Annotated in this window: 22 protein-coding genes; 12 read left to right on the forward strand and 10 right to left on the reverse strand. The window is 60.4% G+C overall.

The window, feature by feature from the left end; translation table 11 throughout:
• Positions 1-94: 94 nt before the first annotated feature.
• The 4 genes from F0184_RS12005 to F0184_RS12020 all read right to left on the reverse strand — a co-directional run bounded on the left by F0184_RS12005 (position 95) and on the right by F0184_RS12020 (position 4,866).
• A complete protein-coding gene (locus F0184_RS12005) occupies positions 95-442 on the reverse strand; it encodes a hypothetical protein (protein ID WP_150496440.1) in 348 nt (115 codons plus the stop codon).
• A complete protein-coding gene (locus F0184_RS12010; protein WP_150496441.1) occupies positions 432-1,781 on the reverse strand; it encodes a DUF2252 family protein in 1,350 nt (449 codons plus the stop codon). Before F0184_RS12010 ends, F0184_RS12005 begins: the two co-directional genes overlap by 11 nt.
• A 208-nt stretch (positions 1,782-1,989) precedes the next feature.
• The gene (gene htpG / locus F0184_RS12015) at positions 1,990-3,858 is read right to left on the reverse strand and encodes a molecular chaperone HtpG (RefSeq protein WP_150496442.1); all 1,869 of its coding nucleotides are present in this window, start codon (positions 3,856-3,858) and stop codon (positions 1,990-1,992) included.
• Between the two features lie 126 nt (positions 3,859-3,984).
• A complete protein-coding gene (locus F0184_RS12020) occupies positions 3,985-4,866 on the reverse strand; it encodes a hypothetical protein (protein WP_150496443.1) in 882 nt (293 codons plus the stop codon).
• A gap of 202 nt (positions 4,867-5,068) precedes the next feature.
• Between F0184_RS12020 and F0184_RS12025 the strand changes: the two genes are divergently transcribed.
• The 6 genes from F0184_RS12025 to F0184_RS12050 all read left to right on the forward strand — a co-directional run bounded on the left by F0184_RS12025 (position 5,069) and on the right by F0184_RS12050 (position 10,382).
• Positions 5,069-5,308 (forward strand): CDGSH iron-sulfur domain-containing protein, encoded by a 240-nt coding sequence (locus F0184_RS12025; RefSeq protein WP_150496444.1) that lies wholly within the window; start codon positions 5,069-5,071, stop codon positions 5,306-5,308.
• A gap of 60 nt (positions 5,309-5,368) precedes the next feature.
• Positions 5,369-5,665, forward strand: a complete 297-nt coding sequence (locus tag F0184_RS12030; protein WP_150496445.1) for a hypothetical protein — start codon at positions 5,369-5,371, stop codon at positions 5,663-5,665.
• A 139-nt stretch (positions 5,666-5,804) separates the two neighbouring features.
• Positions 5,805-7,157 carry an aspartate aminotransferase family protein gene (locus tag F0184_RS12035; protein WP_150496446.1) on the forward strand — a complete coding sequence of 451 codons (1,353 nt, stop codon included), beginning with the start codon at positions 5,805-5,807 and terminating at the stop codon, positions 7,155-7,157.
• A complete protein-coding gene (locus F0184_RS12040; RefSeq protein WP_150496447.1) occupies positions 7,154-8,239 on the forward strand; it encodes an anhydro-N-acetylmuramic acid kinase in 1,086 nt (361 codons plus the stop codon). The genes F0184_RS12035 and F0184_RS12040 overlap by 4 nt, the downstream gene beginning before the upstream one ends.
• Positions 8,240-8,272: 33 nt before the next feature.
• Positions 8,273-9,634, forward strand: coding sequence for an FAD-dependent oxidoreductase (locus F0184_RS12045; protein ID WP_150496448.1), 1,362 nt, complete (start codon positions 8,273-8,275; stop codon positions 9,632-9,634).
• Positions 9,635-9,764: 130 nt separating this feature from the next.
• A complete protein-coding gene (locus tag F0184_RS12050; RefSeq protein WP_150496449.1) occupies positions 9,765-10,382 on the forward strand; it encodes a GntR family transcriptional regulator in 618 nt (205 codons plus the stop codon).
• Here F0184_RS12050 and F0184_RS12055 read toward each other — a convergent pair whose 3' ends face one another.
• Both F0184_RS12055 and F0184_RS12060 read right to left on the reverse strand, forming a co-directional pair.
• Complete coding sequence (locus F0184_RS12055) at positions 10,383-10,787, reverse strand: MAPEG family protein (RefSeq protein ID WP_150496450.1); 405 nt, start codon at positions 10,785-10,787, stop codon at positions 10,383-10,385.
• A 78-nt stretch (positions 10,788-10,865) separates the two neighbouring features.
• Positions 10,866-12,257, reverse strand: coding sequence for an L-serine ammonia-lyase (locus tag F0184_RS12060; protein ID WP_150496451.1), 1,392 nt, complete (start codon positions 12,255-12,257; stop codon positions 10,866-10,868).
• A gap of 464 nt (positions 12,258-12,721) precedes the next feature.
• Between F0184_RS12060 and F0184_RS12065 the strand changes: the two genes are divergently transcribed.
• From F0184_RS12065 to F0184_RS12090, 6 genes are all read left to right on the forward strand, one after another.
• The gene (locus F0184_RS12065; protein WP_150496452.1) at positions 12,722-13,492 is read left to right on the forward strand and encodes an ABC transporter ATP-binding protein; all 771 of its coding nucleotides are present in this window, start codon (positions 12,722-12,724) and stop codon (positions 13,490-13,492) included.
• Entirely contained in the window at positions 13,489-14,196 is a 708-nt protein-coding gene (locus tag F0184_RS12070; protein ID WP_150496453.1) for an ABC transporter ATP-binding protein, read from the forward strand. The genes F0184_RS12065 and F0184_RS12070 overlap by 4 nt, the downstream gene beginning before the upstream one ends.
• Before the next feature lie 8 nt (positions 14,197-14,204).
• Positions 14,205-15,077 (forward strand): branched-chain amino acid ABC transporter permease, encoded by an 873-nt coding sequence (locus F0184_RS12075; RefSeq protein WP_150496454.1) that lies wholly within the window; start codon positions 14,205-14,207, stop codon positions 15,075-15,077.
• A 12-nt stretch (positions 15,078-15,089) separates the two neighbouring features.
• Positions 15,090-16,064 (forward strand): branched-chain amino acid ABC transporter permease, encoded by a 975-nt coding sequence (locus F0184_RS12080; RefSeq protein ID WP_150496455.1) that lies wholly within the window; start codon positions 15,090-15,092, stop codon positions 16,062-16,064.
• A gap of 49 nt (positions 16,065-16,113) precedes the next feature.
• A complete protein-coding gene (locus F0184_RS12085) occupies positions 16,114-17,316 on the forward strand; it encodes an ABC transporter substrate-binding protein (RefSeq protein WP_150496456.1) in 1,203 nt (400 codons plus the stop codon).
• A 158-nt stretch (positions 17,317-17,474) separates the two neighbouring features.
• A complete protein-coding gene (locus F0184_RS12090; RefSeq protein WP_150496457.1) occupies positions 17,475-18,785 on the forward strand; it encodes an adenylate/guanylate cyclase domain-containing protein in 1,311 nt (436 codons plus the stop codon).
• Positions 18,786-18,791: 6 nt separating this feature from the next.
• Here F0184_RS12090 and hemP read toward each other — a convergent pair whose 3' ends face one another.
• The 4 genes from hemP to F0184_RS12110 form a co-directional block, all read right to left on the reverse strand.
• Positions 18,792-19,004 (reverse strand): hemin uptake protein HemP, encoded by a 213-nt coding sequence (hemP, locus tag F0184_RS12095; protein WP_208998452.1) that lies wholly within the window; start codon positions 19,002-19,004, stop codon positions 18,792-18,794.
• 314 nt (positions 19,005-19,318) lie between these two features.
• Complete coding sequence (locus F0184_RS12100; RefSeq protein WP_150496458.1) at positions 19,319-19,780, reverse strand: Rrf2 family transcriptional regulator; 462 nt, start codon at positions 19,778-19,780, stop codon at positions 19,319-19,321.
• Positions 19,781-19,890: 110 nt separating this feature from the next.
• Complete coding sequence (locus F0184_RS12105) at positions 19,891-20,943, reverse strand: LacI family DNA-binding transcriptional regulator (protein WP_150496459.1); 1,053 nt, start codon at positions 20,941-20,943, stop codon at positions 19,891-19,893.
• Between the two features lie 95 nt (positions 20,944-21,038).
• Positions 21,039-22,217 (reverse strand): BaiN/RdsA family NAD(P)/FAD-dependent oxidoreductase, encoded by a 1,179-nt coding sequence (locus F0184_RS12110; protein WP_150496460.1) that lies wholly within the window; start codon positions 22,215-22,217, stop codon positions 21,039-21,041.
• Positions 22,218-22,292: the final 75 nt, after the last annotated feature.

Below are 22,292 nucleotides of genomic sequence, written 5' to 3' on the forward strand. Positions count from 1 at the left end.
CCGGCCGACAGACAAACTCCTCGCCTTCCTCGAAGCCCTCTGATTATGCCGACCCCGACACAGCGGTCCCCTCCGGAAACAAAGACTTACAGACCTACATCGGCATAATCCGGGCATCGGCATAATGGTCCTGCCAACCAGTCTGGGGATCATCTTCCGCCAGGAGGCTGAGCCGATAGGAGACGAACGTGTCTTCCGGAAGCGGCCGGGTGAGCGCCAAGTCGATCAGCTGATAATGCAGATGCGTTCCGGCTGACAGAACCGGCAGGTCAGGATTGCCGGGCGCCAATTCGAAGGATCTCGGTTCCTCGCCATCGGGCATTAGGTCCAGCCGGACCTTGGCCGGCGCGCGCGTGGCGAGCCAGATGACCACGCGCTCAGGCGTGATCTTGCGAAGGATGGGTCCGGCGAGAACGGCGGGAATGCCAATGTCAGGCGGCATTGCTCTTCCCGTCTTGGCCCAGCATCTCCTTCAAGATCCGATGATCGGTGCGGACGACCTGCGCATATTCGCGGGCCACTTCGATCAATTCCTTGTCAAAATCCTCGAGGGCTTCCGCCATCGCGCTTTCGAAGCGCACAGAGCGGCGGTCGACCCGGCCGTGGGTTCGGGCAAGCGCAGTGCCGCAGGCCTTGGCATAGTCTTTCAGGGCCTTGCCGGGCGCGCCGGCTTCGAGCAGTTCCTCCGGATCCACCGTCACCCGGGCATGATGGCGTGATCGGACCAGCCAATGCAGGCCCTTCCAGTTGACCTCGTCGAGGACCAGATCCGGGCGGCGCATCATGCGCCGCTGGCAGTCGATGGTCAGATGAGCCGGATCCATGCGGTTGACCGGTGACAGATCGGGGAAGTGTTCGATGATGGCAGCGGGGCGCTGTTGCTTGACTTCCACGATATGGGTTTCCCGGAACGCGGCTTCACTGGGTCCCGCATCGGGGCCGACAAGGAAATAGTATCTTTCAACGTTCAAGGAACCGGTTCCGGCCCCCAGACGCTGGGCAACGTCGAGGATGGTGTCGTCAAGGTAGGGGCGGAAGACGAAACGTAGTTCCGCCGCCATGTCCGGCTCGACGGCGGCGAGTTTCCCTTGCGCCTTCTTGAACCTGAATCCGGTATCCGTTGCAACGGTCAGTTTGCCGACGGACGATTTCTCATAAAAGTTCTGGCCCCCCGGCGCGCGTGAGATCGCTCTTTTCAGCGGCGCGGCCAGAAAGTGGGACTTGCCGAAGTCGTCAACGGCCCAGTCGCGGGTTTCGGGCTGGTCGATGACATGCTCGCATGCCTTCCGGTAGGCCTTGAGAAAGGCCTTGGCAGCCTTGGCAGCATCATTTCGGGACGGCGCGTTGGTCCCGTTAAACTGTTCCGCGCTAGTGTAGCGGCCCTCGATAAGGCCTTCAAGGTAATCGGATGCAAGGAACAGAGACACGCAAAAGCGGCTGAGGTCGAAGGCGGCGTGGCCTTCGGCCGCATCATCATAGTCGTTCGGCCCCCAGATCACCCGGTCGCCATAGCTGCCATCTTCGGTGAAGAAGCCGAAATTCGACAAGTGGCAATCGCCCACGATGCGTGTCAGAGGCGCTTCCAGCATCGGAGCGGGCAGGGGCAATTGTCCACTGGCGAGGTCTGCATAAAAAACCTGCGCGGTTCCTCGCAGGACGTGGAACGGGGAGGCCGCCATCTTGACGTGTTTGGTCAACGGTGTTGGCGCTTCCGGGCTTTTACCGTCGATGCGCTGAAGCTCCCGTTTCAGCAGTTGCCTGCGTTCTGCACGTTCTGTCATTCCAAATCCCCACGTCTTCGTGCGCCCGCGTCCGGTTTTGCCCCAGGCGAGGCGCCCGATGCACAGGAGGGTCAAATATGGTGCTTGCGCAGTCTGTGCAACCGCGGCCGGTTCGCGCTTGCTTGATCGGCATGGGCGGCACCGGATGACAACCGCCAGCGGGCTGCGAGGCCCCGTTTGGGGTCAACACTGGCCGCCATGCCTCAACCTATAGCGCATAGGTCATCACCGTGGCCATCCGCCGAGCGAACGCCGCCGGATCAACCGGTTCCTCGCCGTCTGCGATCCGGGCCTGATCGAGCAGAAGGTGCGCGGCATCCTGCAAGAGAGCGTCATTGCCGGCTTCGGGCTTTTGAGCCCGTTCAAACATTTTGCGGACAATCGCATGGTCGGGATTGAGTTCGAGCACACGGGCCGAAGCGGTTTTGAGCTGGCCAGTCTGGCGCAGGATGCGTTCCAGGTTGACGTCCATGTCCCCCTCGTCCGCGATCAGGCAAACCGGGCTTTCCGTCAAACGCTTCGAGGCGCGGACATCCTTGACCTTGTCCCCGAGCGCCGTTTTCATGATCACCAGCAGGGCGGCGATATCGGGCGCATCCGTTTTCGAGGGTTCCGTCTCGGCCTCGCCCCCGGATGCAATGCCATCCAGATCTGCCGCTCCATGCGTAACAGATTTGAAGGTCTTGCCTTCGAAGTCGGTGATGTGACGCAGCCAGAACTCATCCACGGGATCCGTGAAGTACAAGACCTCGATGCCCTTGGCCTTGAAGCCTTCCAGATGGGGCGAATGCGCGAGTTTCTCGGCGTCTGTTCCGGCGATGTAGTATATCGCCTCCTGCCCGTCCTTCATCCGCTCCAGGTAGCCGGCCAAGCTGGTGAGCCCGTGGGCATTTGTGGAACTGAACCGGCAGATCTCGAGGATCTTGTCCCGAAGACCGGTGTCCTCTACCAGACCTTCCTTGAGAACGGCACCGAAATTCGACCAGAACGTCGCGAAACCTTCGGTATCGGCCTCCGCCTTTTTCTTCAACTCGGTCAGGATTCTCTTGGTCAGGCCCGACCGGATCTTCGCCAGTTTCGGATCGGTCTGCAGCATTTCACGGGACACATTGAGCGACAGATCTTGCGAGTCAACGACCCCGCGCAGGAAGCGCAGATAGGCCGGCATGAGGCCGTCGGTTTCTTCGGTGATGAAGACACGGTTCACAAACAGCTTCACATGCGACTTGCGCTCTGGATCGAACAGGTCGAACGGCCGCATGGACGGCACGAAGAGGAGATTGGCGTAGCTGACGATTCCCTCCACCTGATTGTGCACGGTCAGCCAGGGATCGTCGAACGCATGCGCGGTATGGCGGTAGAATTCCTTGTATTGCTCTGGCGTGATGTCTTTCGCGGGCCGGAGCCACAACGCCGAGGCATCGTTCAGCGTGTCGTCTCCAAGTCTGATCGGAAAGGCGATGTGGTCCGAATAGGTTTTGACCACATGCCGCAGGCGCGGTGATTCCAGAAACTCCCTTGCGTCCTCCTTCAAGTGGAGTTTCACCGTTGTTCCCCGCCCATCGCGCTCCGCGGGCTCGATGCTGTACTCGCCCTTGCCCTCCGAGGACCAGAGCCAGCTTTCCTCCTCTCCGGCCTTGCGGGTCAGGACGTCGACCCGGCTTGCCACCATGAAGGCCGAATAAAAACCGACGCCGAACTGGCCGATCAGGTTCATCCTGGCTTTCTCGCCATCTTCCAGCTTGTCGAGGAAGGCGCCAACGCCCGATTTCGCGATGGTTCCAAGGGTCTCCATCAGGTCGTCATGGTTCATCCCGATGCCGTTGTCGGACAAGGTGAGTGTGCCGCCTTCGGCATCGGCTTCCAAGACGATCCGAAACTCCGGATCGTCCGTGACCAGGGAGGGAGCGGTCAAGGCGCTGTGGCGCAGTTTGTCGCATGCGTCGGACGCGTTGGAGATCAACTCCCGCAGAAAGACTTCGCGATTGGAGTAAAGCGAATCCGTGACGATCTCGAGCAAACGGCCGACTTCGGTTTGAAAAACATAGGTCTCTTTGGTTGCTGCAGTCTCGCTCATGATTGGTTCTTCCCGGTGGCAGGTCAAAATCACTGCTGCTTATGTGCATCGCGAACCGGGAATTCAAGAACCCAGAAGGCACACATCAAGGATCGCCATAAACATGGCTTTGCGCAAACACTGGCCTCAGAAGCGGTGCCAGTAGACCTCCGGAATGGCCCTTTGCCGATCGCTCATGAACGGATTGTCTATCTCGAACAGTCTTCGAGCGGACGGCTGCGCGGCGCCAATGACCGCCTGGATCATCGGGTGGGAACGAAAGTTGTTCATAAACGCGCCGGTTTCGTAGGCCCGGAGAAGCCCGGTTTCGATTGCCCGCGCGAGTTGCTCGTCTTCCTTGCGTAGGTAAAACAGGTAGTCGAAAGGATATCGAACCATCACATGAGGATCCACGACCAGATCCGGGAACGTTCTTTCGCGCTCACGGATCTCGACAAAAGCTTCGTGAACCCCCCGATTGATCGCGTTAACCCGTTTCGCACCGGCCAAATTCCATAGGATCTCGTAGTCATCGGTGACCACCGAAAAGCCGGCCGCTTTGAAAATATCTGTATCTGGCCAACCGATACCCGAAGCAACGACCAGCCGTGACCTAAGATCTTCAAGGGTCCGCGCAGCCGCAAAGACTTGAAGCTGGTCTTTGGATGTTACGAAGACCCGGTGCCCCAAGAGACCGCGGCTGAGCGGAATATCGATCTGGCGAAAACGGTCCTCCCGGTCCGCATTGAACCCTGTGAAAAACAGATTGAAGCTCGCCCGCCCAGCCTCCAACTCGACCAAAGCGCGTTCCTGTGGAATATCGAGCGTTTCGATCGTCAGGTCATAGTCGCCGTCAGCATGCGCTAGCGCGAGCTTCAAAACGGATATTTCATAGCTGTAGACTTCCACTCCGGCACTCAGTAGGCCCAGACGTACAGACGTCACGGCTTGTGCGTTGGCGGACCAGCTTCCGATGTAAAGCATTGCCAATACGACGGCGCATTTAAGCATGGCTGATTTCAAAGGCATCGGAGTGGTGTCCGTTTCCAGGCAAGTTTTCGATGATTCCCTACGTTAGCTCTGGAGGCAGAAAAAGAAATGATCGCGTCGAAATAATCGCTCCTGAAGCGGAAGGGTGGCTCATCTTCGTATTATTCTCCTATCCGTTGCCTAGACCGATCAAGACCGTGACCTAGATGGAAGGCGGTTATCATCTGCCAGGGGAAATGCGATGACATCACCGACAATTGCGCAGCGCGCACCCTTTCCGGTCACGGTGGAAGAGGGGAAGAGCTATTTCTGGTGCGCCTGTGGCCTTTCCAAGTCCCAGCCTTTTTGTGACGGCAGCCACCAGGGCACCGAGTTCGCGCCGGTTCGCTTCAAGGCCGATACATCCGGGAAGGTCTTTTTTTGCGGATGCAAGCACACAAAGACCAATCCCGTCTGTGACGGGAGTCATTCTTCGATCTGATGAGCATGGGATGACGCGGGAGACCGAGGTCCACCGCGCGGAAGGGAAAGGGATACTGTTTTGGCTTGGATATTCATCGTTGGATTGGCGTTCACCTATGCCTTTAGCCGTTTGCTGCTCAAGATCGCGCAGGATCGGGCCAGAACTTTGCGGGGTCTCGGCGAGATCCACGCGGCCTCGGCGCTTCTCACGGCCGTCGTGACCTGGTTCGGCGTATCGACCTACGGGGTAAGTTACGATCCGGTCTATCTTCTGGTGTCCTGGTTCTTGCCGCAAACCGTCTGGTTGAGCGCGGATGTTTTCAAGCTGACGGTGCGCAGTTTTCAGGAAGCGGCCGATCGCAAGCCGGACAGTTGACCGGCAAGCCGGATCGAAGTCGCCGCGGACTGTGTGGATTGCGGCATAAGCGCTGAGACGGATGGTCCCGGTGTGGCCGAGCGCTCTTGTGAGTGATAAGTCTTGAGAACGAACCGAACGTCTTTCTCAGAGGCCATCCATGACTCATCGCCCCAATTCAGTCGAAGCGCGCGATATCGCCTTTCAGCTTCACTCCTACGCGGATGCCCGCCGTCACGAGGACGTCGGCCCGATGGTGGTTGAAAAAGGCGAGGGGATCTACGTCGAGGATCTGAACGGCAAACGCTACATTGAAGGAATGGCCGGCCTTTGGAGCGTGGCTGTCGGTTTCGGTGAAAAGCGTCTGGTCGATGCAGCTGCCCGGCAGATGGAAAAGCTGCCTTACTATCACACTTTCAGCTACCGCACGCATGGACCATCCGTCGATCTGGCCGAGAAGCTGATCTCCATGGCGCCGGTGCCCATGTCCAAGGTGTATTTCACGAATTCCGGTTCCGAGGCCAACGACACCGCGATCAAGCTGATCTGGTACAGGTCCAATGCCTTGGGCTTGCCCCAGCGCAAGAAGATCATTTCGCGTGCGCGCGGATACCACGGTGTGACCATCGCATCAGCGAGCCTGACCGGCCTGCCGAACAACCACCGCTCCTTCGACCTTCCGATCCCGCAAGTCTTGCATACAACCTCACCGCATTACCGGACCATGCACAGGGATGGCGAGGACGAGGCGGCCTTTGCGCGCCGGTGTGCCCAGGATCTGGAAGACCTGATTTTGCAGGAAGGCCCCGAAACCATCGCCGCGTTTTTTGCAGAACCCGTCATGGGCGCCGGTGGCGTGATCGTGCCGCCCGAGGGCTATTGGGACGCTGTCCAGCCGGTTCTCAGGAAGTACGATATCCTGTTTGTCGCGGACGAGGTCATTTGTGGCTTCGGGCGCACGGGGGAGATGTTCGGGACGACCAAATACGGGCTGCAGCCGGACATGATAACGCTGTCCAAAGCCCTGTCCTCGTCCTACCTGCCGATCTCGGCTCTGCTGATCAACGACAAGGTCTACCAGCCGATCGCCGACGAATCCCATCATATCGGCGTTTTCGGTCACGGATTCACGGGCAGCGGCCACCCGGTGGCGGCGGCTGTCGCGCTCGAGAATCTGAAGATCATCGAGGAGCGGGAGCTGGTCGCTCACGTCAAGGAGGTCAGTCCGGTCTTTCAAACAAGGCTGGCGCAACTGTCTGAACGGCCGATGGTTATCGAGACCCGGGGGGTCGGCCTGATCGGTGCTGCCGAAGTTTATCATCCGGAATTGTCCAAAACCCCGGGCGCATTGGGCCTGAAGGTCAATGCGGCATTTCTGGACCAAGGGCTGATTTCGCGCAACATGCTGGACGCCATGGCGTTTTGTCCGCCGCTCATCATCACGGAACGTCAGATCCACGATATGTTCGATCTGGCGGAGCGCGGTCTCGACGCCGTGGCGAGCGCGCCATGACCGAGTGGTCCGTCGTTGGTTGCATCAGCGGGACTTCCGCCGACGGGATCGACATTGCCGAGATCGGGACCGACGGACAGACGGTTGCCCGGATCGGTCCGTCGGCCGTCGCGGGCTACCGGGAAAGCACCCGTCAAGCCGTGCTGCGCGCCATCGAAAGCGGGCCGGAAGACAGGTCGGGCTGGCCGGCGTTGTCCGATGACATCACACAGGATCACATCGCGGCCCTTCGCGGCTTTTTATCCGAACACGGCCTTAAGCCGGATTTCATTGCGGTGCATGGCCAAACCGTGTGGCACGATCCGGACCGGGGAGAAACCGTTCAACTCGGCGACCCGCAGGTGATTGCCCAGGCTCTGCAATTGCCGGTGATTAGCGATCTTCGTCTGGCCGACATGGCAGCCGGCGGCGAAGGGGCGCCCCTGGTCCCGGTCTATCACCGCGCCCTTGTCCGCCGGCAGTCGGGCGCCTTGACCGAGCCGGTGTGTTTCTTGAACATCGGCGGCGTCTCCAACCTGACCTACGTGGACGGAGACACGCTGCTGGCATTCGACATCGGTCCTGGAAACGCATTGCTGGATGACTGGGTCCGGGCGAGTGGTGCGGACGATTTCGACCGGGACGGACGGTTCTCGGGGGCAGGCCGGATCCATGAAGACCGGCTCGCCGCGGCGTTGTCCCATGGCTTTTTCCAAAAACAGCCACCGAAGTCGCTCGACCGCAACGCCTTCTCTTTGGATTTTCTGTCTGGTTTGGATCTGGAGGACGGGGCGGCGACCCTCGCCGCCTTCACGGCCCGGGCCATCACGGCATCGGCGGCGTTTCTTCCGCGCGAACCCGCTCATTGGTTCGTGTGCGGAGGTGGCCGCAAGAACCCGACCATCCTCGGGCATTTGGCGCACCAGCTTCGAGGACGGGTCGACCCGTCGGAGCGCCTTCAGATCGATGGCGACGCCCTTGAGGCACAGGCTATGGCCTATCTGGGCGCGCGGCATCAGGCGGGATTGCCAACCAGTTACCCCGGCACCACTGGCGCGCGGTTGCCGGTGATCGGAGGCACACTGTATCGCCCGGGACCGTGAACGATCGCACGACACATCTTTCGGAGGAACTCCGTGAAGCAGATTACCGAACCGGCCCGCCGGATTGACGTGATCCACGAAACCGACGTCCTGGTGGTCGGCTCCGGGCCCGGAGGACTGGCGGCGGCGCTCGGCGCGGCCCGGGCCGGGGTGGAGGTTGCCCTGGTCGAGCGGTTCGGCTGCCTCGGCGGGAACCTCACGGTGGTGGGTGTTGAGGGGTTTGCCTGGTACCGCCACGAAAAGACGGTCGATACCGAAGGCGTCGGCCGGGAGTTCGAAGACCGGGCACGGAAGGCCGGCGCGGCAACCCCGGAGCCACAATCCGACAGCCATGCGATCGATGCCGAGGGGTTCAAGCTTGTCGCTGACAATCTGGTCGAAGAAGCGGGCATTCGCCCCATGATGCATCGCGCCTTCGCGATGCCGATTGTCGAGGAGGGGACCATTGTCGGGATCATCACCGAGAGCAAGGCGGGCCGCGAGGCGATCCTCGCCAAGCGTGTCATCGACGCGACCGGTGACGCGGATGTTGCCTACCGCGCCGGAGCCCGAACCCACAAAACACCTGTCGAGGAGATGCAGGCGGCGTCCGTGATGTTTTCCATGAACGGTGTCGACAAGAAGAAGTTCATGGACGCGGTGAAAGCCGATCCGCACACTTACAAGGACTGGGAAAGCGGCGAGTGGACCGTCGAGACCACCGGCAAGGAAGACAAGATGTTCTCGCCTTTCCTGAAAAAGCCTTTCAAACAGGCTGTGCAGGCCGGGATCATTCCAGCCCATCTACAGACTATCTCGGGAACCTGGGGGGCGGTCTATGACAGCGGTGACCTGACCTATCTGAACCTGGTTCATCTGCCGGAGTGTGACGGGACGGATCCCGATTCCATGACCTGGAACGAGATCGAGGGCCGTCGTCAGGCGATGATGGCGGTTGAGGCGCTGAAGCGGTATCAACCCGGCTGTGAGGCGGCAAAGCTCCGCAACTTCGGCATGACGATCGGGATCCGGGATACCCGCAAGATCCACGCGGCATATGACATGACCGGTCACGATGTGCGAGAGCAGGGCCGGTTTGAAGACAGCATCGGCATTTTTCCCGAATTCATCGACGGATACGGCATTTTGATCCTGCCGACGACCGGCCGGTATTTTCAGGTGCCCTACCGCACCATACTGCCCAAGGGGGTCAGAAATCTGCTTGTCGCAGGGCGGGCAACCGGCGGGGACAAGGTCAGCCATGCGGCGACCCGCAACATGATGTGCTGCACGGTCACCGGGCAGGGGGCGGGGGTGGCGGCGGCCATATCCGTCAAGCACGGCATCGATCTTGATGCCATGGATATCCCAATGCTGCAGGCGGAACTGAGGCGCCAGGGCGTGCGGCTGCATTAGGGCCGGTTCCGGCTTCGATCCGGGGACCGGAGCTTATGGCCCGGGCTTCGGACCACGACGGCAACGCAGCCGGGTGGCCGGAAATCGGGTGGCTTGCGCTGGTCCGGCATGACAGGCTATCTGCTTTGTCATGAACGGTTCAGAAATCTACCAGCGTCTCATTGCCTCGATTGAGGAACGGGTGCTGAAACCCGGTGACCGGTTGCGCGAAGCCGATCTGGCCGAACGGTTCGGCGTGAGCCGCACGCCGATCCGGGAAGGTTTGAAACGGCTGGAAGCGCAAGGGCTCGCGATTCACGAGCCGAACCGCGGCATGGTGATCCCGACCCTCGATCACAATCAGATCAATGAAGTCTATTTCATGCGCGAGGTTCTGGAGGGAACTGCCGCGGGCCTGGCGGCTAAGCATGCGTCCAAACCGGAGATCGAGATCCTGCAGGACCTCGTCGCGGCTGACCGTAAGCGGGTTTCCGACAAGGACAGCCTGGTTCGTTCGAACCGTGAGTTTCACAGGCGTCTTTGCCTCGCTTCGCACAACCGATACCTGGTCGATCAGATCGACAACCTGCGCCTGTCCCTGATCCTGATGGCCGGGACGACACTCGACACGCCCGAGCGGCGTGAGACAGCCGTGGAAGAGCACGCCGCGATCGTGGAGGCGATTGCCGCCGGCAACGGCGCGGCCGCCGAAAAGGCGGCGAGGCTTCACATCGCTCATGCGCACAAGACGCGGCTGCAGCAGATTTGATCAGGTGAGCACTGGCCGGTTCATCAAGGCCAGAATAATGCAAGACAGCCCGCCGAGCGCCAACACTGCAAAGGTCATCGCCATGCCTGCGATTCGGAGTTGAAGCGGTTCCGGGTTTTGGCTGACCCCATAGGCATGAAGGCTCCGGCCTGCGAGAAGCATGAGGCCGAGGACCGCCAGATACCACCACGGCGCGCCTTGGAGTTCCAGAAGGAGCAGCAAGACCAAGGCAAAAGGCGTGTATTCGGCGAAATTGCCGTGCACGCGGATACGGCGCTGCATCTCGGCATTTCCTGCGTCGCTCAAAGAGATCCGCTCCTGCCCGCGCAGCCGGATCACCCGAACGCTCAAGAAGAGATAAAGCAGGGCCAGCAATCCGGCGACAATGGGCGTTACGAACGGCATGTGTGTCTCCAAAACACGGCAGAACGGCAGAAACGCTCCGATGGAACCGCTTGTCGCGGCCGAAAGTCAAGCGCCTGGTCAACACTCGACGATGTTCACGGCCAGCCCGCCTTTGGAGGTCTCCTTGTACTGCTCCATCATATCCATGCCGGTTTGGCGCATGGTTTCGATGCAGCCATCCAGCGGAACGAAATGGGTCCCGTCGCCGCGAAGGGCCAGCGAGGCGGCGGTCACGGCCTTGACCGCGCCAAGGGCGTTCCGCTCGATACAGGGCACTTGCACAAGACCGCCGATCGGGTCGCAGGTCATGCCGAGGTGATGCTCCAGCGCAATTTCCGCGGCATTTTCGATCTGCTCATTCGTTCCGCCAAGGGCCGCGCAAAGGCCTGCGGCCGCCATTGACGACGCGGATCCGACCTCACCCTGGCAGCCCACCTCCGCGCCGGAGATCGAGGCATTGGCCTTGATGATCCCGCCGATGGCCGATGCGGTCAGGAGAAAGGTGCGGATCCCGTCCTGATCGGCGCCTGGGCAATGGTCCAGATAATACCGCATCACCGCCGGGACGACGCCCGCAGCACCATTTGTCGGCGCGGTGACCACCTTGCCGCCGGCGGCGTTTTCCTCGTTCACGGCCATGGCGTAAACGCCGAGCCAATCGACCACCGTATGCTCAAACGGCCGGTTCGTCCGGCCTTCGCGGATCAGCTTCTGGTAGATGTCCGAAGCCCGCCGCTTGACCTTGAGGCCACCTGGAAGGACACCAGTCTGCTTGATCCCGCGATTGATGCAGGCGTCCATCGCGGACCATATCCGGTCCAGACCGGCCTTCACATCCTCTTCGGCCATGAAGCTGCACTCGTTCTTCAGCTTCATCTCGGCAATGCTGCACGGCTTGGCCGCGCCCATTTCCAGCATTTGCTTCGCGCTGGCAAAGGGGAACGGCACCGGCGCTTCATGCGGGATCGGGCTTTCGTCATTGCGCGTGTTGCGCATTTCCGCTTCCGTGACCACGAAACCGCCGCCGATTGAGTAATAGACGAACTCGTCCACCAGATAGCCGGAGGGGCTGACAACCTTGAAGGTCATGCCATTGGCATGCAATGGCAGGGCAGGGCCATAGTCGAAGATCACATCCGCATCCGGATCGAAGGAAAGGGCGGGAAGCCCGTCCGGTGTCAGGCTTTTTCGGGACCGGAGCGTATCGATCATGCCGTCCACCGCGTCCGGATCCAGCGTTTCCGGCCGCGCTCCGAGCAAGCCGAGGCAAACCGCCCGGTCCGTTGCGTGCCCCTTTCCGGTGAAGGCCAGCGAGCCGTGAAGTGTGACTGTGATGTGCGCTCCAGTCTCCACTCCGGGCAGGTCCCGCAAGCGGTCATAGTAGCGCGAGGCGGCGACCATCGGGCCCATCGTATGAGAGCTTGAGGGTCCCACGCCGATCTTGAAGATGTCGAAGACGCTGATGAACATTGAAGCGGCTATTCCTGATAAGTACACGGGCGACACGTTTTATGGGATTGCCCTTAAAATGGCGAGCTTTGCGTCCGCCGTCATTCTGAAAACGACCCGGGGTCGTCCGATACCGGTTCGGCGGCAACTCCTGACCGGATCGGTGGCCCCGTCCGGCTGCCGCAAAAGGGCCCGTTGAGATGAGGTGCCGGCGATTCCGGGTTCGCGGATCAGCGGAAAATGGCTGTTGATGGATACGGTTTTCCTGCGCTGGCGCAGTATTGATAGCGATATGAGGCGGTTTGAGAACGAATCTTACTCACTGCGTAGTTTAACTGAGGTTTTTTGTTGATTGCGGCGATCAGGTGGATAGAAGAACGGGAGTGAGACCGCCGGGGAGGGCGATCTTTCAAGAAAAACGGCATTGGAGTGCCGGCGAATAGCAACGACAAAAGACCGCCTGGGGATGGCGGCGAGGAGCCGACATGCTGGAATTGAACCAGCTCGTTATGGACTTCAGTGGTTTCCGGGCGGTGAATGGCTGTTCCTTCAAGGTGGATGAAGGAACGATCACCGCGCTGATCGGACCGAACGGCGCGGGCAAAACCACGTTGTTCAATATGATCGCGGGGGCACTGAAACCGACAAGCGGAACGATAACCTTTCAAGGCGGGGATATCACGGGCCTGCCAAGCAACGAGCTGTTTTCCAAGGGACTGGTCCGGACCTTCCAGATCCCGCATGAATTTCACCGTCTGACAGCCCTTGAGAATCTGATGATGGTTGCGCCGAACCAGCCCGGCGAGGCGCTTTTGTCCAACTGGTTGAGTTGGGGGCGGGTAAAGGCCGTTGAAAAGGACGTCGAAGCGAAGGCGGAAGAAACCCTTGAATTTCTGGGGCTAACCCAAGTTGCTCATGAGCGTGCCGGCAATCTCTCGGGGGGGCAGAAAAAGCTGCTCGAACTCGGCCGCACCATGATGACCGACGCGAAGCTGGTGTTGCTCGACGAGCCGGCTGCCGGGGTCAACCGGACGCTTTTGCGCAAGCTTGAGGAGAAGATCGAGATCCTGAACAAGGAACGCGGCTACACCTTCATCCTCATCGAGCACGACATGGAAATGATCGAGAAGCTCTGCGATCCCGTGGTGTGCATGGCTGAAGGCCGCGTGCTGATCGAAGGCTCCTTCCAGACCGTCCGGTCGGACCCGCAGGTGCTCGAGGCGTATCTCGGCGAAACGGTGGGGGCCGAAGCATGAGCACGCTGCTGTCGATGGAGGATCTCACCGGCGGCTATGGTGAGGCGGATATTCTGCGCTCTGTTTCTCTCCATGTTGATGACCGGGAAATTGTCGTGATTGTCGGGCCAAACGGGGCTGGCAAGTCCACGGCGATGAAAGCCGTTTTCGGGCTGTTGAAAGTGCGCGGTGGACGGACCGTCTTTGATGGCGACGACATCACCGGATGGTCGCCCAACAAGATTGTGCAGCGCGGGATTTGCTACGTTCCGCAGGTCGATAACATCTTCCGTGAGATGTCCATCCAGGAAAACCTGGAGATGGGTGCCTTCCTGAAAAAGGGCGATCTGAGTGCGGCCTATGATCGGGTCTATGAGCTTTTCCCCGACTTGAAGGAGCGGCGGCGAACACTGGCGGGCAGTCTTTCCGGCGGCCAACGCCAGATGGTGGCGATGGGCCGGGCCTTGATGCTCGATCCCAAGCTGCTTCTCCTCGATGAACCCACCGCTGGTTTGTCCCCCAGGTACATGGAGCAGATCTTCCAGATCAGCCGGGATGTCCGGGACACTGGCGTTGCGATTCTGCTTGTCGAACAGCACGCGAAACAGGCGTTGGCTTTTGCCGACCGCGGCTACGTCCTGGCGGCCGGACAGAACCGGCACGAAGGCACAGGCGCCGACTTGCTCGCCAATCGCGAGATCGCAGAAATGTTCCTGGGTGGGTAGGGCGCGTCATGGGATTTCTTGAACTCGTAAACTTCTACATTATCCCGGGCATTGTGCTCGGCTCGATCTATGCCCTCGGTGCTGTCGGCATCACGCTGATTTTCGCCATCTTGCGCTATGCGCACCTGGCCCATGGGGACTTGGCGACGCTGGGCGCGTTCGTCGCGTTTGCGGTCGTCACCGGGATCGGCGTGTCACCCTATGCGGCCTTGCCGGTGGCCATCGTGGCGACCGCCCTTGTTGCGGTCGGCATAGACAAGGTGTTTTACGAACACCTGCGGGAACGTCCCAAGATCATTACCGTCATCGCCTCGCTGGGCATCGCGCTGATGGTGCGGGCTGTGGTGCAAGTAATTTGGGGCGTCGATTCCGAAAGCTATGTCCGGGGCATTTCCCGGCCCGACGTCTATTTCGGCCTGAGAATCCGGGATCGCGAGATCTACACGGTCCTGGCGATGCTTGCCTTGGTCGGAGCCTTGTACGTTTTCCTCAGCCGCTCCAAATGGGGCAAGGCCATGCGCGCCATGTCCGACAATCCGAACCTCGCCTTGCTGTCCGGGATCGACAACAAGACGGTGATTGTCCTGACCTGGGTCATCGCGGGTGGCCTGTGCGCCGCGGCGGGGGTCTTCTTGGGCATCAACACCGAGCTCAAATCCATGATGGGCTGGCAGATGCTGCTTCCCATGTTCGCCGCCGCGATCCTGGGCGGCGTTGGACGGGTCGAGGGCGCGGTGCTCGGAGGTTTGATTGTCGGCTTGGCGGAGGAACTGTCCGTTCTGATCCTGCCCAGCGAATACAAGGCGGCGACCGCCTTTGTGATCCTGCTGTTCATGCTGCTGGTCCGCCCGACAGGCATCCTGCGCGGCAAAGTTCTTTAAGGGGGGAAAGACATGGAATTCATCGGCCTTGTCAACTACGCCCTTTTCATGGGCATCTTCATCGCGATCTATGCCTTGCTGGCCTTGGGACTGAATATCCAATGGGGCTTCGCCGGCCTGTTCAATGCTGGGATCGCAGGCTTCTTCGCGGTTGGCGCCTATACCTCGGCAATCATCACAAGCGCGGCCGCCGATGGGCGCATTGGCGGCTTCGAGCTGCCGTTTCTTGTCGGCTGGGCCGGCGCGATGGTCGCCGCTGGCTTGATCGCGTGGCCAATTGGAAAGATCTGTCTGCGGTTCCGCTCCGACTATCTGGCGATTGCCACGATCGGAGTGGCGGAGATTATCCGGCTGGTGATCAAGTCCGAGGAAGCCCTGACCAACAGTGCGAGGGGCATCACCGGGCTCCCGCGGCCGTTCGGGGATCTCCCTTATGTCGAATCGCAGGCAGCCTTCCTGCTCCTGATGATCGCGATCCTGTTCGTCGCCTATCTTCTGGTCGAGCGGCAGTTCAACTCGCCCTGGGGCCGGATGATGCGGGCGATCCGGGACAATGAGCTGGCCGCACGCGCCATGGGCAAGGATGTGGAGTACCGGCGTCTGCAGGCGTTTATCTTCGGAGCAGCGCTGATGGGCCTTGGCGGCGCGCTGTTCGCCCATTTCAACCGTTCCATCACACCGGAAGCCATCGACCCCATGGTCGCCACATTTCTCGTCTGGATCATGCTGATCCTGGGCGGCGCGGGAAACAACCGCGGGGCGATCCTTGGTGCGGCGGTTGTCTGGATCATTTGGTCTGTGTCCGAGATTGCAACCGATCAGCTTCCGCATGAATATGCGGTCAAGGCGAAGTACATCCGCCTGTTTCTGATCGGCCTTTTGCTGCAGCTTGTGTTGCGGTTCCGGCCGGAGGGGTTGTTGCCTGAGCCACTGCGTGGCGACCAGGGCGCATCCCGTCGGGAACCAAAGTCATCGGCACGGGTCTAGTGCTGAAACCAACCCGGAGTACCCGGGCCATAAAGTGGAGGTTAGTTTGATGAAGTCCAAGATCTTGGCACTTACCGCAGGTCTTTTGGCAGCAACCGCGCTGGCCAGCGTCCCGGCCAAGGCCGACGTCAAAATCGGTCTGATCGGCGGCGTTTCCGGTCCGATCGCGGCCATGGCGCCTGCCATGATCAGTGCCGCCGAACTCGCAATATCGCAAGTCAATGCCCAGGGCGGGATGATGGACGGCGAACAGCTCGTTGGCGTCGTCGGCGACAGTCAGTGCAACCCGCAAGGCGGGACTGATGCGGCAACCAAAGCCGTGAACATCGAGGGTGTCGTGGGCATGGTCGGGCCGCATTGTTCCGGCGCCGTGCTGGCAGCGTCGGCATCGGTCACGGTACCGGCCGGCATTGTCATGGTGACCCCGTCCGGGACATCTCCGGAAATCACCAACATTGAAGACAATGACCTGGTTTTCCGGACCGTTCCATCCGACGACTATCAGGGCCGTGCGCTTGCCCGTACCCTGATCGAGCAGGGATACGGCAAAGTTGCCGTCGCCTACATCAACAATGACTACGGCACCGGCCTTGCTCAGGCGTTCCGGGCCGAGTTCGAGGCCCAAGGCGGTGAGATCGCCGGATTCGCCGCGCATGAAGAAGGCAAGGCGTCTTACCGCTCGAACCTGGCCGATCTGGCGTCCGGTGGGGCCAACACCCTTGTGCTCTTCGACTACGGCGATGGCACTGGCCTGACCATGCTCCGCCAGGCTTTGGAAAACGGCTTCTTCGAAACCTTCATCGGTGGCGATGGCATGAAGTCCAATGCGCCAATCAACGAGTTGGGTGCGGAAAACCTGTCCACCTTCTTTGCATCCGCACCGGTCGGCGAAGCCTCGAACTCTCTGGAGACCTTCAACGCGGCCTTCACCGAGGCAGGCGGGGACCCGGACGCGATCTTCGTGACGACGGCCTATGACGCTGCTTTCATGCTGGCGCTGGCCCTTGAAAAGGCTGGTGGGGACAAGGAAGGCGTTTCGGCGGCTCTGCGCGAGATCTCCAACGGTGAAGGTGAGCCGATCCTGCCAGGTGAGTGGGCCAAGGCGAAGGAATTGATCGCCGCCGGCACCGCAATCGACTACAAGGGCGCTGCCGGTGACCACAACTTTGATGAAAACGGCGATGTCCCGGGAACTTTTGCCTTCTTCAAGGTTGGCAACGACGGATTTGAAGTCGTCACGCAGATGAAGTAAAGGCGCAAACTGGATTTGTGCGATCCTGACGGCGGCGGCTCCTGCGGGCCGCCGCCTTTTTCGTGTCGCCGGGTCGCCATCGGAAGTGTTGCCGCTATACTTCGCTGGTAACCGGCCCGGAACATGCGATGCCGGTCAGGCCGCAACGGGAAGACCTCATGACGCCACTTGCCCTAGATCCGGCCCCGCGCAGCTATCCGTCATTCGTGATCTTGACCAGGCGGTCGAACCGCGGGGCGTCCTGCGTGCCTGAAAACCAATCCCTCGAAGACGTGAAGCAATGGCTGGTGCGAGAGGCGACCGGAATCGCGGATGTGCTTTTGCTGTTCGAGGAATACATGTGGCGATGCCGGGCGGCCGGTATACCGGTCGACAGGTCCACTTTGCATGTTGGAACGCTGCATCCGCGTATGATCGGTTTCTCCTGGTCCTGGAACACGGATGATGGTTTGTGCGACGAACTGGCCGCGACCATGGAAGCGCGCGGCAGCGCGGCCTACACCCGAAATCCCCTGTTCCGCGTGATCGCGGAGGGCGAGGTGATCGAGGTCCAACTGACCACGGAGGAAGGCGCGGCCTCCTCGCCGCTGATGGAGGAACTGGCGCAGAACGGGTACACGGAATATGTCGCCATGCCGCTTTCCGCGGCCGGTGATCGGCAGAACGCAATCACCTTCGCGACCAAGGAGCCGGGCGGGTTCTCGGCGGAGATCAAGGCGAAGGCCGGGCCGCTCCTCGATGTTTTCGCTCTGCATGTGGAACGGCACATCTTCCAGCGGATCGCCCAGAATGTGGTCGAAACCTATCTGGGCCCGAGTGCCGGGGCGCGCGTGTTGCGCGGGGAAATCCGCCGTGGGGATGGTGAGGCCATCAAGGCGGTGGTGTTTCTGTCGGACCTTCGGGATTTCACGGGCCTGACCGATCGCCTGTCTGGACCGGAAGTGAGCGCCGTTCTGAACACCTACTTTGAGACAGTCGCGAATGCTGTTTTGTCGAGGGGCGGTGACGTCTTGAAGTTCATCGGCGACGGCATTCTTGCGGTGTTCCCGCACGATGTGCTGGGCCGGTCCGCGGCGGCGACCTGCGCCTTTGAGGCGGCCCGCGAAGCCCTCAAGGTTCTAGAAACGCTGAACCGGGAACCGCCCGATGCGATCGCGCGGATTGACGGCTGGCGACCCTTGAGGGCCGGAATCGCCCTGCATGAGGGCGAGGTGTTCTTCGGGAATGTCGGCGCGCAAACCCGTCTCGACTTCACCGTCATTGGCCGGGCTGTCAATGAAACCAGCCGGGTGGAGGCCCTTTGCAAAGAACTGCAGAGGGCCTTGCTGCTGACCGAGCCGGTCTATTCCGCGCTTGAATCCGAAACCCGGGCGGATGTGATGTTGATCGGGGCTCACAAGCTTCGGGGCGTTGAGAAACCTATCCAGATCTATGCGCCAGCGGAGTGCGGGAGGTCCCGGACACCGTGACCCGGACTACTTTGTCAGGATCAGTTTTCCCAATTTGGTGATCGTGAGACGGTAAACCTCTTCATTGTGATGGATATGCAGTTCCCGGCCGCCCTGGAAGAGCGAACCGGAAAATACCTTTTGGGGCTCTTGCCGGACGGGCGAAGCGGCACCGACGGCTTTCGGAGGCGCGCCTGTGGACAGGGAAAGACGATCTTGACGGATTTTCGAGCGCATCATGTGGCACACCGTTTCAAGCTGGGAAATTGAACTGTTCTAATCTTGAGTTTTTTACTCAGGATTACTTGACACAGATACTCAAGATTTCGTAGGAAGGCAATGCCTAACGACGGTTACCCGGAAATCGCGTCCTTCGGTGATCCGTTCACGGCACGCTCTGGCCAAGTGCGAAACGCCCGGCAAGCCAACCGCCCTCTCCTCTCCCTCAGCGGTCAGCCAGCCAGGCAGTTTTCCATTCCGCTCGGGCGATTGACAAAACCGACAAAAAAGCCCGCCGGAAAGCGGGCTTCTTTGTCGGTGAAAGCAGATTGTTTTCAGGCTTGGGCGGTGACCGGCAGGGGCACGTCGATCCGCAATGCCTCCCGAATACCGAAGCGGTCCTCGGACAAGTCCGCAATCGATTTCGATTCGAGCACTTCCATGAACGCCTCGAGGGCTTCATGAAGCAGACCGTTGAAACCGCACGACAGGATCAGCGGGCAATCCTTCCGGCCAGAATCAAAACACTCCGCCAACAGGAAACTCTCCTCGGCCGCGCGCACGACTTCGCCAACGGAGATTTGTTCGGGTGGTCGGGCGAGCATGACGCCGCCATTCCGGCCTCGTATGGTTCGGATCAGATTTGCATCGACCAAAACCTTCATGATTTTAAAGAGGTGCGTTTCGGACATGTCGAAGCTGGCGGCGATATCCGCTACCTTGCTTGGTTTGTCCGGGTTGACCGCGCAATACATGAGAGCGCGAACCGCGTAATTGGTCTGTTGGGTCAGTCGCATAAGTTTAGATATGCGGTGGCAGCCAGCAAAGGTCAATGACTATATCTGAATGTCACTTTCGACTTTCAGGAAAACGCTAGCGATTTGCGCAGATATAACAATCGAATCGGTCATGGCGCGTGATCATCATCCGATGGGGGCAGGTTGTCCTTGAAAAAAATATCGATCCCGATCAGTTCCTGTCCGCGTACGATCGGGGTCCTGTCCACCAGCGCCTTCAGAACACGAACCGCGCTGCGAACCTCATGGCCGGGATCCTGGGCGATCAGGGCATCCATGGTACCGCTAGTCAGCGCCTCTCGGGTGTACGGGGTCAGTTCATGCCCGACAAAAACCAGATCACTTGACCGGCCGGCGGTTTCGATGGCCGCAATCGCCCCGCGGTTGCCGGCGCCGATATTGTAGAGGCCGGCGAGGGACGGCGTTTCGGCGAGCAATCGGCTGACGAGATCATGGGTTCTGTTGTTGTCATCGCGCCCCTCGCGGACCTTCAGGATTTCCAAATGAGGAAACTGGGTGTCCAGCAGCTCGGTGAAGCCGGAATACCGGTCCGCATGGTCGCGCAAACCCAGGGACCCCGCGATGACGCCGATCTGGGCAGGTTCCTTGGGCAGAAAACGGCCTAGAATCCGCCCGGCGGTGCGCCCTGCGGCCTTGTTGTCCACGCCGACGAAATGGCGCCGCTTGGAGGCGGGGTGATCCGAAACGAGGGTCACCACCGGGACGCCGCGATCCTGCAGACGGTCGATGGCCGCGCGAACTTCCGGAAAGGACGGCGCAACCACGGCGGCCCCGTCACACACGGTTTTGTCGAGAAGGGCGAGCGTTCCGGCCACCCGGTGCCCGTCAAACGCGTCGATCGGTTCGACATGAAGCGAAATCCGTTCGCGCTCGAGGGCCCGGGCAAACAATTTTGCTTCGCGGACCAGGTCTTCCATAAAGGCATTCGGGCCGTTCGGAAGGAGAAAATGGAATCTGTAACTGCCGCCCTTGGCAAGCCGGGCGGCGAAGATGTCCGGTGCATAATTCAGGCTTGCAACGGCTTCCTGGACCTTTTCGATGGTCGCCGGGCGCACACCCGGCCGTCCATTCAGGACCCTGTCGACGGTCGCAAGGCTCACGCCCGCCTTTTCAGCGACATCGTGAATGGTGATCCGGCGCATGAAGTCTCCTTTTGACCGGATAGTATAACGGCTTCTGAGAGGCGGTCATCTGTTTATGCTGCGTCGCAACACGAAAAGTGCCGCGCGCACCAGCCTCATGCCACCTGACCCGCAGCGTGGCCTGAGGACCACGCCCATTGAAAATTGAAACCACCGAGATGGCCGGTGACGTCCACCACTTCGCCGATGAAGAAGAGGCCCGGAACGGATTTGGTTTCCATGGTTCTGGAGGACAATTCATTCGTGTCGACACCGCCCAGTGTGACTTCCGCTGTCCGGTATCCTTCCGTGCCGACCGGCGTGAGCTGCCAGCGATTGATCCGGTCGCCGACCCGCCGCAGAACCGTGTCGGACTGATCCGCGAGCCGTCCGGAAAAGCGGTTTTCCACGGCCATTTCCTCGGCCAGCCGTTTGGGCAGGATTTGGCCCATCGCTGTCCGCAGGTCCTGTTTGGGGGCGTTCCGACGTCCTTCGGCAAGCGTGCCGAAAACATCAAGACCCGGCGCCAGATTCACCGTGACGGGTTTGCCTTCCTGCCAGTATGACGAAATCTGGAGGATCGATGGACCCGACAGTCCGCGATGGGTGAAAAGGAGGCCCTCCTGGAAGGCGGTCTTTGAAAAAGAAACGATCGCATCCACCGACACGCCCGCCAGCTTCTTGCACAGATCGCGATTGGCGTCGGAAAAGGTGAGGGGCACGAGCGCGGCGCGCGGCGGGACCATCGATAGTCCGAATTTTCGCGCAATGTCGTAGCCAAAAGAGGTGGCGCCCAGCTTCGGGATCGACAATCCGCCGGTTGCCACCACCAGCGACCGGGCCCGGTAGGCGCCTTTTGAGGTTGCGATCGAAAACCGGTCATCTGGTCTGCTAACGTCGGAGATCGTGGTGCCAAGCTGCAGCTTGGCGCCCGCGGCCTCGAGCTCTTGCAGAAGCAGACGGATGATGTCCTTCGCGCTGTTGTCGCAAAAAAGCTGGCCGAGCGTTTTTTCGTGCCAGGGGATGCGGTGTTTCTCGACCAGACCCAGGAAATCGTGCTGAGTGTAGCGTTTCAGGGCCGAGATGGCGAAGCGCGGATTTTGGGACAGGAAATTTGCCGGGCTGCAGTGAAGATTGGTGAAGTTGCAGCGCCCGCCGCCGGAAATGCGGATTTTTTCGGCGGGTTTGTCAGAGTGATCGAGCACAAGCACCCGCCGGCCGCGCTTGGCCGCCTCGATCGCGCACATGAACCCGGCGGCTCCGGCGCCCAGGACGAGAACATCAATATCTGTCATGCCTCGGGCTTATACTCAGGTACCGCCAAAAAGCGAAGGGGCGCCGTGTCGCGCGCCTCAATCGCCGCCATGGTC

This window comes from Roseibium aquae, assembly GCF_008711285.1.
Lineage (GTDB): Bacteria > Pseudomonadota > Alphaproteobacteria > Rhizobiales > Stappiaceae > Roseibium > Roseibium aquae.

Bases quoted from the DNA above. Each gene is read 5' to 3' on its own strand.
- F0184_RS12005 (WP_150496440.1), bottom strand. From the start codon at position 442: ATGCCGCCTGACATTGGCATTCCCGCCGTTCTCGCCGGACCCATCCTT.
- F0184_RS12010 (WP_150496441.1), bottom strand. From the start codon at position 1,781: ATGACAGAACGTGCAGAACGCAGGCAACTGCTGAAACGGGAGCTTCAG.
- htpG (WP_150496442.1), bottom strand. From the start codon at position 3,858: ATGAGCGAGACTGCAGCAACCAAAGAGACCTATGTTTTTCAAACCGAA.
- F0184_RS12020 (WP_150496443.1), bottom strand. From the start codon at position 4,866: ATGCCTTTGAAATCAGCCATGCTTAAATGCGCCGTCGTATTGGCAATG.
- F0184_RS12025 (WP_150496444.1), top strand. From the start codon at position 5,069: ATGACATCACCGACAATTGCGCAGCGCGCACCCTTTCCGGTCACGGTG.
- F0184_RS12035 (WP_150496446.1), top strand. From the start codon at position 5,805: ATGACTCATCGCCCCAATTCAGTCGAAGCGCGCGATATCGCCTTTCAG.
- F0184_RS12040 (WP_150496447.1), top strand. From the start codon at position 7,154: ATGACCGAGTGGTCCGTCGTTGGTTGCATCAGCGGGACTTCCGCCGAC.
- F0184_RS12050 (WP_150496449.1), top strand. From the start codon at position 9,765: ATGAACGGTTCAGAAATCTACCAGCGTCTCATTGCCTCGATTGAGGAA.
- F0184_RS12055 (WP_150496450.1), bottom strand. From the start codon at position 10,787: ATGCCGTTCGTAACGCCCATTGTCGCCGGATTGCTGGCCCTGCTTTAT.
- F0184_RS12060 (WP_150496451.1), bottom strand. From the start codon at position 12,257: ATGTTCATCAGCGTCTTCGACATCTTCAAGATCGGCGTGGGACCCTCA.
- F0184_RS12065 (WP_150496452.1), top strand. From the start codon at position 12,722: ATGCTGGAATTGAACCAGCTCGTTATGGACTTCAGTGGTTTCCGGGCG.
- F0184_RS12070 (WP_150496453.1), top strand. From the start codon at position 13,489: ATGAGCACGCTGCTGTCGATGGAGGATCTCACCGGCGGCTATGGTGAG.
- F0184_RS12075 (WP_150496454.1), top strand. From the start codon at position 14,205: ATGGGATTTCTTGAACTCGTAAACTTCTACATTATCCCGGGCATTGTG.
- F0184_RS12080 (WP_150496455.1), top strand. From the start codon at position 15,090: ATGGAATTCATCGGCCTTGTCAACTACGCCCTTTTCATGGGCATCTTC.
- F0184_RS12085 (WP_150496456.1), top strand. From the start codon at position 16,114: ATGAAGTCCAAGATCTTGGCACTTACCGCAGGTCTTTTGGCAGCAACC.
- F0184_RS12090 (WP_150496457.1), top strand. From the start codon at position 17,475: ATGACGCCACTTGCCCTAGATCCGGCCCCGCGCAGCTATCCGTCATTC.
- hemP (WP_208998452.1), bottom strand. From the start codon at position 19,004: ATGATGCGCTCGAAAATCCGTCAAGATCGTCTTTCCCTGTCCACAGGC.
- F0184_RS12100 (WP_150496458.1), bottom strand. From the start codon at position 19,780: ATGCGACTGACCCAACAGACCAATTACGCGGTTCGCGCTCTCATGTAT.
- F0184_RS12105 (WP_150496459.1), bottom strand. From the start codon at position 20,943: ATGCGCCGGATCACCATTCACGATGTCGCTGAAAAGGCGGGCGTGAGC.
- F0184_RS12110 (WP_150496460.1), bottom strand. From the start codon at position 22,217: ATGACAGATATTGATGTTCTCGTCCTGGGCGCCGGAGCCGCCGGGTTC.